The sequence below is a fragment of the Gelatiniphilus marinus genome, from assembly GCF_042684345.1.
Classification (GTDB): domain Bacteria; phylum Bacteroidota; class Bacteroidia; order Flavobacteriales; family Flavobacteriaceae; genus Gelatiniphilus; species Gelatiniphilus marinus.
In genome coordinates, this window is record NZ_JBHULK010000001.1 from 1207914 (window position 1) to 1218794 (window position 10881).

Here is a 10881-nt window from a genome sequence, read left to right on the forward strand (position 1 = left end):
TATTAATTGTTTTTTTTATTTTCGGCATGAATACGTTTATAAAGTTTTAAATATTCTTTAGCCATATTCTCCCAAGAAAAAAGTTTGCTTCTTTCTAATCCTTTTTCACGAAGATTATGGGCATATTCTTCACTATCAAGTATTTTTATAATACCTTCTGTAATTTCGTCTGGTTTAAAAGGATCTATAATATGTGCAGCATCACCCGAAACTTCGGGCATTGAGGATGTGTTTGAAGTAATTACAGGCACACCACAGGACATAGCCTCTAACATAGGAATTCCGAAACTTTCGCGAAGCGAAGGATATAAGAAAATAGTACTTAACGAATAAATTGCTGGTAAATCTGTATTAACAACATAGCCTGTTAAAACAATGCTATCTATTAAATGTTTATCTCCAATTTCGGTTAATAATTTTTCAAGTTCTTTGGTATCGTAATCCAGCATAACCAATTTGTAATCTAATTTGCTTTGCTTCAAAAAATTAGAGAATGCTATTAAGGTGCCTTTGGTGTTTTTTTTAGGATCTGTATTTCCAAGAAAAAAGAAAAACTTATCTGGTAAATTGTATTTTTCTTTTACCCTTTTTAGCTCTTGTTTATTAAAAATGGGTTTAAAATGAGTGCTTACGCCATTATAAATAGCTTCTAAACAATTTTCTTTTTTAATGCTGAAATATTCAGCAATTCTACGTTTTTCGAAATGAGAAACAGTTACTATTTTGTTGCTTTTTTTAACAACACGCGGTACAATTAACTTTCTATAGGCGTTACCAAATTTTTGATACGTAGTGGCGCTACTTGTAAGTATTTTATAATAACTACTTTCCATGTAAATAATATCGTGCAAGATTGTTATTAAAGGAATATCGCTAAAAAATGGAGCCGTATTACTGGTGCAATGCAAAATATCGCAGCCATATTTTTTTGCTGCTTTGGGTAATGCTATTTGTTCCCAAAAGGGATAGGAGCCACCTTCAAGTTGAATAATTTTAAAATTAGGTGTTTCAGTTAAAACCGTATGGTCTTCATCTGGTTTTACAAAAATAAAATAGGTGTTTTCAAGATCTATTTTTTGTAGATTTTTAATCAACTCTAAAGCCACCATATCCATACCGTGTTTTTTCTTACGAAAAAGCCTTTGTCCTTCAATTCCTATTTTCATATCGTTTTATTCTAATGGTTTATAGCTTTTTGGCTTTAAATACTTTTTATTCTGAACTTGTTCCGTGTTTGGTGTGAATAAATTTTTTGTTAGCACCTTTTATTTTTAATAAGGATAGTAACATTGTAAGCATACCTTTTGGTAAACTTGCTAAAGCACCAAGTGTTTTTAAATTGTAAAATGATTTAGGTATTGAAAAAATAAAAGACAATATACAAGCTGTAGCAATTAATAGCCAGTATATTGGAAATGTGATTTCATTATTTAATAAAAAATTACTTAAAATAAATAAGCCTCCAAAAATAAAAACCGCCCCCAATAATAATATTCTTGGTGGTTGAATAAACTGAATGGCTTTATCAAAATAATCGATATTTCCTTTTAGAAAAAGATCTTTAAGGGCATTTAAAAAGTCTTTTCTAAAGTAATGAACTTGAGCAGAAAGCCAGCGTCTTCGTTGGTTTCCAAAAACCTCTGCTTTCTGTATTTTCTCATCGTAAACCACGGCATCATCAAGGTATTCAATTTTATAACCAGCTTTAAGCATTTTCAATTCAATTTCTTTATCAAACCCACCAACAGCGGTAACTGTTGCCATAAGCGATTTAAAATACTTGTATTTAAAAGCCATTCCAGAACCAATTATGGCCGATGAAAGCCCCAATGCAATATGGCCTTTTCTAAAAATATGATTATTTATTTCTTCGCTCACAGCATCTAAAATAGCCCAGGAATTATTCATGTTTTTTGCTGTTCGGTGTCCTTGTACAGCAATAAACCCTTGGTGGAAAGCAGTATTTATTTTCTTTAAAAAATCTGTAGCCATTAAATTATCGGCATCCAAAACAACAGCTATATCATATGTTTCTGTTAAAGAAGCCATAGCTTTGTTTAGCGCTTTAGATTTTGTGCTTTTTTCAAAACTAACTTCAATTAATTTTATTGGCAGTGCTTTTAATTCACTTAGGGTTTCATCTAAAAAAGAATCGGCAATTACAACAACATCGTAAAGGTTTGAAGGATAATCTTGTAATAATGCAGAATTTGCAACTTCTACGATAACCTCATCTTCTTTATAACCCGGTATTAGTACGGCTATTTTTTTTAAATTTCCTGTTGATTTGTACGTTGCTTGTTTGTAAAATAAACCAGCTACTGAAAATACAAAAATGTATAAGGTAGCTAATCCTATTAAAACAAGAAAAACAATTTGTACAATATTGAATATAAGCATGTTAAATATATAATTTGGGGTTATAAAGCATATTATAGATTACGGAACTAATCTGCAACTTTTTTAAGTTGCCTTAATTTATTACGTGCCTTTAAAGCGTACTCTCTAAGAAAAGGAAAATGTTTGCCGCTTTTTAGGTTATACATAAAGGACTCAGAATCGTAAATCATTTCAAAGTTTTCTGTGCACAACACCGGTTTTTTAGATAATCTATTTATTTCTATGGCTTGAGCTGGCTCACTTTCTACAAAAAGCACATAGGGTTTAGACATGTATGCCTTGGCTTTATGCTCGCCGTGATTATTGGCTTTCTGTCTTGCCTTCATGTCTGGCAAATCCAGCATTACAAGATCGTTATATTTTATATTATTAGCTTTTAACCAAGTTTCGGTTTCTTTTCGGTACTTCTCTAAACGCGATGTTACAATGGTGCCAATTTTAGCACCTGGTATAAATAATGGAGGGGCGTTTAAAATAAAATCGATGTATTTTTCTCCATCGTCATTTTGCTCGGGCAAAGGGTCTGGGCATAAAACGCCATCAATATCAAAGCACGCTTTTTCTAGGCTTGTATGGTTAAGTATATTCCATTGGAAGTAGCGTGGTAATGGCACTACCTCAAAATGATAATCTACCATTTTTTCTTTACCAGGTATAATATAAATAGCGCAATATTTTATATCGAATTTCGATTCAAGATGCTTTAAACGCTCCTTACATTCTGTCATTGCAGAACCAGAAGCTATACTATCATCTACTACCAATATTTTTTTAAATCCGTCTCCATCAAAAAACTGACTTCGAGCACCTGCTTTATAAATATGGCCGTTTAAAAAAGAATCTATATCGGTGTATGGTTTATTTAGATATAACGACAATAGGTTTGCAGGCAGCATACCGCTTCTTGGAACCCCTACAATTAAATCAAAATCACGAGGCATAATACTAAGTTTATTAAGTATTATATTGTTTAGTTCTCTAATATTTCTATAATTCATAAGAATTGTTTTAATGTTTTACAAATGTCTTTAATTAACTTTTTTGATGTACTTTTGTTCTTAATTCTGTGGTAGAATTTTCATTAGGTGTTTCAAAAACTCTTGAATTTAATATAATTCCCATTCCAGCATAAAACAACAAAGCTGTTGGCATTTGGCCTAAAACCGCATTACCATAAGATGCTACCATTACACCAGACATGCCTGCTATTAAGGCAGATATTTTATACTTTAAATAGATGTCTTTAATTTTAAACATAACTATAAGGCTTGCTTTAGCCATAACATAAATAAGGATAGCCAAATGCAATAATAAACCAATAATACCTTGTTCTACCCAAATTAAAACGTACCAACTATCTGTAGCAACATTTGAAAGAAAAGCGTAGGGCAAATAGCGTTGTGCTTTAGTGCCGCCATGGCCAATGCCACCCCCAAATGGTCTTGAGGATAAATAATTTTTAAGTATTTTTTGATTATCTAGTCGTACCTGTAATGAAGCATCGTTAGGGTCGAAGGCTGTACGCATTCTTCGTATTTGTGCATTTCCTTGTCCAATTGTTGTGTATTTAAAGAAAATAAAAACAAGCACTAAAAATGCGATACCCGCAGTTAAAACTTTTATATTTTTGCTTAACACAAAATAGGCCATAAAGCCCACAATAGGAACAGCAAGAGCGCCTCGAGTACCAGAGATTACCATGCCATATATTCCTAAGAGCCCCACAAAAACAAAAAACAATTTATGAAGTATTTTTTTTTGAGACATTGAATAAATTAAAAACACAACACCGGTAAACCCTTGATTTGCACCAAATTGCCCCGCGTCACTATAAAACGAAAATACTCTTAGCTTACCAAATAAAACATGTGTTTTATAGCTTCCTTCGTTTAACCATGCTTGTTCTGCGTAATCCACCCCAAAAAGCATTTGCATAATGCCTTTAAGTGTTCCTAGAATGGAAAAAAATGCCCATACATAAAAGAAATAATCTAATTTTTTTTGGGTGTTTATAAAGTACAACGTAAGCGGTATCATTAAAAACGGATAAAAGCCAATACCGCGTCCAGATATCCAAGCTGCAATGCTGCGCGCTTCAGGGTTAGCCAATTGAAAAATGCTATACGCAAACCATATAGCTACCAACAGGGTAATGTCTTTCTTAGCTGGAGTCCAGTCAATACCACTTTTAAACTTGTTTATAAATAATGCCAGATAGGTTAAAATGAGTATGCCGTCTATTCCAAAACCTAATGGCAGGCCTTTTACGTATCTGCCTAAGCCAATTAATATAAAGTTTAAGGCAATTGCTGTATAAAAACCAAGTATGGGGTAAGTAAACAAATAATACAAATAGCCAATAGCAAAGATAACACCAAGAGATAATCCAATCCCAACAACCCCTAATTTGGCTATTGTTATTGCTAAAAAAGTTACAACAACAAACAACAACAACATATATCCTGGTTTGCTTAAGTTTGCAGAACCAGAATAGTTATTAAAAGGATTATTGCTGTAGTTTTCGGCCATAATTAATAATTCTCTTCAATTTTAACAAAACGTGTATAGCGGTGTCCTGTAACCTTATTGAAAAGTGTTAGGTAGAATAAAATGCCGCTTGTAAAAATCGCTTTAAAAGACAAGGACAATTCTTTGTTTAAAAAATACATTCCCATCCAAATTCCTATTATTGTAAAAACAATAGATGCTATAGCTACCATAATTAGAGATTTAAAGATGAATATGGCAATTAAATTTCCTATTACATTAGCAATTAACATAACAAATACTTTTAGGGCGTTTATGCTTGGTTTATTCACACTATCTAAACCAATACCCGTCATTCTATCAATGGGTAATAATAGGCCGTATATTGAAAATACCCGAACAATATTAACCACGTTAAACCCAGTAACTGGGTCTGTTTCTAAATATTGATTTCCTGAAAGTATGAACACAAAAAATTCGGCAAAAACAAAAGTGAACAGACTAATAAGAACAAACAAATAAGTAAGTGCGCCAGAATAGGTGTAAAACAAAGATTTTACTTCATCAATTTTATTATGAACACTTGCTTTAGACATTTTTGGAAATGCCGTTGCAACAAAGCTACGTAAGGGTATTTGCTGTAATTCTGTTAGTTTTAAAGGAATGCTGTAAAGTGCTACGGCTGCACTTCCTAAGGGGCTAAGGCTTATTATTAACACATCGGCATTTCTTAACATATTGGTACCTATTAGCGTAAATGTTGTGTATTTTCCGAAATTCAACAATGTTTTGTTGGTTTCAGAACAGGCAGATTTAATGTGTTTTATGCCATCCCAACCTGCAATTATACTTATTAACGAGGTCGTGGCATTAATAATAATTAGGGCAACAACCAATTGCGTTAATGATAATTCTATAAAATAAAAATTAACTAAAATCACTAAAAAAAACGATACGCTGTTTATTGCTTTTATTGCTAAAATCTTTCCGTATTTTCTATCGGCTTGTAAAACTACAAGTGCGTTATTCCAGGGTAAATTTAAAAATGCTAAAAGCGGATACCATTTAAAAAACAAACCATAGCCAGAATTACTAATTGAGGTATTAAAAATGAAGTTGCACGCAATTAATATAACAGCAATTAAAACGGTAGCTCCAAAACCTATTAAAGCATTAGACCCTATAAGTTTAACTCGAGAAGAAGCATCTGCGCCAGATAAATAACGTATTAATCCGGTATTGGTAATGCCAAATCTAAACATTTCTACAAATCCGCCAGCGGCAACAAACAAAACCCATTCTCCAAAAATTTCTAACGACAAACTTCTTGCAAGCAAAGCAAACCCTGCAAGACCAAAAAATGCAATTACAACATTTCCTGTTAGAGACAGAAAATTATCTTCGTTTACAATTTTTTTTAGTTTTTTCATTGTAGAAAGCTTTTAAATTTGATTCTTAGTAAAGAATTGAAATTTGAAAATTGTTTTCATTTTCTTTCTAAATCGGGTTCTCTTTTTAGGTAAATCTCCTAATAAAGATTCTACTTCTTTAAGTTCTACACCATTTATTATAAAATGCATTTTATTACCAGACATGGGCAACAAACCATTTAAGGCTGCTTGATCTGCTTCAGACCATAATCTATTTGAGCGACAGATAAGAATATCTATATCTGAATGTGCAAATAACTCGGTAGGGACATTATGATTAATTATTGATGGTAATTCTATAATAACATAATCTGGTGTTTGGTTGAGTTTTATGGCATTTAAATCTAAAATATCTGAATAGTTTTTTGCTTTGTAAAACTGACTATCTATTTTATAAGTGTAATATTCTGAAGTCTCCAAGTAATTTGAAACATCTTCTAAAAAAGGATTCTCGAAATCAATTCTTGTATCTTGGGCTCCTAAAATCTTTTTAAAAATCGAAAAATTGCTTTGCTCAATAACGGGAGCTTTATTATTGGCATAATTTAGCAACAAAACATTTTTTCCGCTTTGCTTTAATGCTTTTGCAATATTACCGGCCAAAATGGTTTTTCCTTCTGTATCTTGGGTGCTAAAACATAAAATGGTTTTTGTTTTATTTTCTTGTTTTTCGAGAGTAATAAATTGAATTATATTCTGTTTTATAATTTCAATTAACCTATTATATACAAATGTTGGATTTATTGTTTTTGGATTAAGTAATACTTTAGGAATCATCCCTAAAGCGGGAAGGTTTAATATTTTACTGGCATTTTTAGAGTTTTTTAAAGTATTATCAAAAAACTCCATTACTATTAAAATACCTAAAGTTAGTATGGCTCCCAAAAATGCCGCTGCTATTACTAATAATTTTCTTTTGGTGGGTATTGGCATTAATGGGTAATATGGCGGATCTATTGTTTTTAAATTGGCACTTAGGGCATTATCTTGTAACTTAAGTTTGGCTAGATTTAATCCGTGAAGAATTTCTAGATAACCTTGCTCAGATACCGAAATTTCTCTTTCTATTCGCTTTATATTAGCTCCAGCTGGTGCATATATGGCGTATTGTTCTTGAAATTTTTTGTTGTCCTGATCCATAACTTTAAGCTTCGCTTTTATGTTTTCAGACTCAACTACATTGTTCATCCAATCGGGGAGCACTTTGCTTATAGGCAAACCATCAACAGTGTTTTGATACGAATACAGTTCGTCTATGCTTTTCTCAATATCTTTTGAGAGGGCTTCAGATTGTTTTTTAAGATCAGCTAATTTTGCGATGCTCTTATCACTGTTGGTAGATTCTACTTCAGATTGGGTTATTGCTATTTTATAATTTAAGTTACCTAGTGCTTTCTTTTTTTCTAAAACAGCATTGCTTTTTTGCTGTATAACCTCTTGTAAATTTAGTTTTTCTTCTAGTCGTTTCGTGGTTGCTTCAATACCTGCTAATTTTGCTTTTGTAGTATTGTACTCTACCTCCATATCTTCTTTTACATTGGCAACTGCCTTACTTTGCTCGTAGTAGTTTATAATGTTGTAAGATTTATTAAAATTAAGGAGTTTGTCTTCTGCTTTTTTTAATTTCTCATTGGCTTTTTCTAGTTGGTCTTCAAAGTATTTTACAACATCGTCAGATCGGTTTTCTTTTATGTTTTTATAATTTTTTATACAAACCTCGCTATAAAGTGCCAGTGTTTGTTGGCAAATACCAGGGTCGTTAGTCGTGTATGTTAACTTAATTAAATCGCTATTGGCTATTCTCATCGCTTTTATTTCAGAAATGGCTTTAAGAGAATAGTGCGGATGTTCGTAGTTTAGTAATTCGTAAACAAAATTACTGTTACTGCTTTTCATTAAAGCAGTTAGGTTTTTTACTGTTTTCTCATAATTTACTGGGTTTATTTCTGGAGGAAACAATATTTTACCTTCATTACTAGAGGTTACCGAATCAAGGTTAGTGTAATTATTGGTTGCTACATAGCTGTATAAATCTGATGGAATTTTTAGTTTTAATTTGTTAAAATGCGCCTCAGAAATATATTTTGGGTTTGCCTTTTCTAGCATTAAATGTTGTGCCAACAGCCTTATGGCTACTTCTTCTTGAGTGTCTCTAGAAATAATAATGTTAATTAAATTATCAAAAGCGGTATTAGCAGCTTGGTAATTAAATTTCTTATCCATCTCGATTGATGATCCTGAAGCAATACCAGTATATAAAATGGTTTGCGAGGCATACTTAAAAGTGGGGTTTATGGTAAGAATAATAACTAATAAAGCCAATAAAATAGGCACCATTATTAATAATCTAAGGTGCTTTAAAACTAGCCTAATAAATTCAATTATTTTCATTTTTTTAATTTGAAGATGTTACACTAAATACAAATCCTGCCATATCTTCTAATAGTTGCTTAACAGTTAAAAATTCTGACTTTGCCTGCTCATAGTCCATTTCCATATTAGAAGTTATGCTGGTAATCCTAACATACTCTGCAATAGGCACCAATCCGTTTCTAAATTCCCTCTCAACCATTTCCATATTAACCCTTCCATTTCCGAGGCTTTCAGATTTTATTCTGAGCAACTTTTGCTTTAAAATTAAATCTTGATAGAGCCTAATAACAGTTTGTCTTATTTCATCTTCTTGAAACTGTTTCATGCTTTTTGCTTCTTCTAGCTCTGCTTTGGCAAGTTTTATTTGGTTTTTTCTGTTTAAAAAATCAAAAATCGGAAACTTAATATACACCCCTACACCATAATTAATTTGGCTAGTGGTAGAGCTTGTATATACAGAGTTGGTTTGCGAATCTGCACTTGATTGGTAAGTATCGTAGGTACCATATCGCGTATCGGCTTGAAGGCCTATGTTTCGGGTCCAATAAGTACGTTCAGATTTTAATGTAGTGGCTTTAACCTCTATATGATGTTTTCTGAACTTAAGCATCGCATTTTTTTTTAAAACAGAATCTAATACAACTTGAAGCGGCGGAATACCTATTTCATCATTAAGGCTATTGGAACTTTTAGAAATATCGTTTTGTGCATTACCGTAATATATAGACAGTAAACAAAATAAAAATAGACCAAGATGTTTTAATGATAGCTTCATGTATTTAATGCATTAATGGTGGTTATACCGAGTCTTTTTGAAGAAGAGCAGGTATGGTTCTTAAAATGAGTTTTATATCGTACCAAAAGGAGTAGTTATCGCCTTTAAAATGGTTGGCGTATTCGTTATCTAAGCGCATACGTTCCTCTTCAGACATTACCCCGCCTTTACCTCTAAGCTCTACTTGCCACAAGCCTGTAATTCCTGGAGGTGCTAAAAAACGCATAGAAAGCTCATCTCCTGTAAGTTGTTCTGCTTCGTAAACAGGTAATGGCCTGTTACCTACTATAGACATATCGCCTTTAAGCACGTTAATTAGTTGTGGTAATTCGTCTATACTTGTATTTCTTATAAATTTACCAACTTTTGTTACTCTGGGGTCGTTTACAATTTTAACAAATGTTGAATTGTTTTTGGCTGCTTTGGCTTTTTGCTTGGTATACCAATAATTGCAGATTTGCTGCGAATCTAAATACATAATAGTTGAACAGGCTTCGCCTTCTGGTAACTTACTGCATTTTGGGCATTTGGTTTCAAAAGGGTTTTCTGTTGTTTTTGGCGCGGTATTATATTGATTTTTTTCTTGGGCAAGCTTTTTTAATTCTTCATCAGAACCTGTGCGCATAGACCGTAGCTTGTAAAAATCGAATGTTTTTCGGCCAACGCGTTTTGAAATATAATAGACTTTGCCTTTGGATTCTAAACGAATAGCAAGCATAATTAACAACAAAAAAGGAGATGCGACCAATAATACCGAAGAGGCCACAAAAATATCGAAAAGACGTTTAGATAGCGGCATTTTATAAACCTCTTTAGTGGTTTCTTCTTTATTAAAGGTTTTAATATTTTTATTATGGGCAGAAAGAAATTGTAACCTACTTAATATGTCGTTTGGACAACTTGTGTTTGTTACATAAAAATCGTCTATGCGCTTTTTAAATGCTTGTTTGTATATATCGCTATTAAATTCTTTTAGCAACAATACAAACGGAATGGTACTGAATGTACTGTGTTTTTTAATCCAATCGAATAAATAGAAACCATAGTTGCCCGGTAATTTGTATTGGCAAACTATGGCGTTTACTGGCTTATTGGATTTAAGGTGCTTAATAGCTTTAGCGCTATTTTCAACGTGAGTAATTCTTGTGTTTTCATTGTTGTTTGCCAATTGAAAAAAATCTGGAGCATCACCAATGTATAATATATTTAGATTTGGGGTCATCTTTTTTAAATTATATAAGGTTAGTAATAAACGGTTACCATTCAATAGCAAAATGAATGGGGTAAAGGGTAGTATCTCACAAAGTGTGTAAAGTTTAAAAATATCGAGGGTTGCAACCCTCGATATTTTTTTATTAATTTAAATTTTATACACGATGAACAAAGACGATTTATTAAACGACGACTTTTTAAAAC

Annotated in this window: 8 protein-coding genes; all 8 read right to left on the bottom strand. The window is 32.3% G+C overall.

Annotation, left to right across the window (positions count from 1 at the left end; translation table 11 throughout):
* Positions 1–2: 2 nt before the first annotated feature.
* The 8 genes from ACFSQS_RS05075 to ACFSQS_RS05110 are packed head-to-tail and all read right to left on the bottom strand — an operon-like array spanning position 3 to position 10687.
* The gene (locus ACFSQS_RS05075) at positions 3–1166 is read right to left on the bottom strand and encodes a glycosyltransferase family 4 protein (RefSeq protein ID WP_388015067.1); all 1164 of its coding nucleotides are present in this window, start codon (positions 1164–1166) and stop codon (positions 3–5) included.
* Positions 1167–1212: 46 nt separating this feature from the next.
* Positions 1213–2400 (bottom strand): glycosyltransferase, encoded by a 1188-nt coding sequence (locus ACFSQS_RS05080; RefSeq protein ID WP_388015070.1) that lies wholly within the window; start codon positions 2398–2400, stop codon positions 1213–1215.
* A gap of 47 nt (positions 2401–2447) precedes the next feature.
* A complete protein-coding gene (locus ACFSQS_RS05085; RefSeq protein ID WP_388015073.1) occupies positions 2448–3398 on the bottom strand; it encodes a phosphoribosyltransferase family protein in 951 nt (316 codons plus the stop codon).
* A 34-nt stretch (positions 3399–3432) separates the two neighbouring features.
* Positions 3433–4929 (bottom strand): O-antigen ligase family protein, encoded by a 1497-nt coding sequence (locus ACFSQS_RS05090; RefSeq protein ID WP_388015076.1) that lies wholly within the window; start codon positions 4927–4929, stop codon positions 3433–3435.
* 2 nt (positions 4930–4931) lie between these two features.
* Positions 4932–6317, bottom strand: coding sequence for a lipopolysaccharide biosynthesis protein (locus tag ACFSQS_RS05095; RefSeq protein WP_388015079.1), 1386 nt, complete (start codon positions 6315–6317; stop codon positions 4932–4934).
* 12 nt (positions 6318–6329) lie between these two features.
* Entirely contained in the window at positions 6330–8708 is a 2379-nt protein-coding gene (locus ACFSQS_RS05100) for a GumC family protein (protein ID WP_388015082.1), read from the bottom strand.
* A gap of 4 nt (positions 8709–8712) precedes the next feature.
* Positions 8713–9465, bottom strand: a complete 753-nt coding sequence (locus ACFSQS_RS05105; protein ID WP_388015085.1) for a TolC family protein — start codon at positions 9463–9465, stop codon at positions 8713–8715.
* Between the two features lie 22 nt (positions 9466–9487).
* On the bottom strand, positions 9488–10687 hold the full coding sequence (locus tag ACFSQS_RS05110; protein WP_388015088.1) for a sugar transferase: 1200 nt from the start codon (positions 10685–10687) through the stop codon (positions 9488–9490).
* Between the last annotated feature and the right edge of the window lie 194 nt (positions 10688–10881).